1 pseudogene is annotated in these 512 nt (G+C 68.2%); it reads left to right on the top strand.

Going from position 1 to position 512, the window contains the following annotated elements:
* Positions 1 to 146 precede the first annotated feature (146 nt).
* Positions 147 to 512, top strand: a pseudogene (locus V6U90_RS34175) (cell division protein FtsK); the annotation flags it as partial.

The raw sequence follows: 512 nt of genomic DNA on the forward strand, positions 1-512 counted from the left end.
CGCAGGTGTCGATTGACCTGCCGTACGGCAAGACGTTCGACGACGCGGTGAAAGCCCGCGGTGGCATCGCGTCGGGTTTGGATGTGGCGGTGTCGCAGGTGTTCATCTCCCGCGATCCTTCCTCCCATCGGCGGCACACGTTGTGGGTGGCCGACCGTGACCCGCTCGCTGTGGGTGCGGGTCGGACGCCGTTGCTGCGGTGCAAGCCCACCGACGTGTGGCAGCCGGCCCCGTTCGGCCTGGACGAGCGGGGCAACAAGGTCACCGTGCCGCTGATGTGGACGTCGATGTTGATCGGGGCGCAGCCCCGGCAGGGTAAGACGTTCGCCGCCCGCTCCCTGGCCCTGTACGGGGCCCTGGACCCGTACGTGAAGCTGTCCGTCTTCGACGGTGGTGGTAAGCCGGACTGGCGGAAGTTCTCCCTGGTCGCCGACCGGTACGCGTTCGGTCTGGCCATGACCCGCGACGGTGACCCCGCCGAAATCCTGCTGGAGGCGCTGCGGGAGTTGAAG

Origin of the sequence: Micromonospora sp. CPCC 206060, assembly GCF_036906895.1 — a bacterium.
In the GTDB taxonomy this organism is placed as follows: Bacteria; Actinomycetota; Actinomycetes; order Mycobacteriales; family Micromonosporaceae; genus Micromonospora.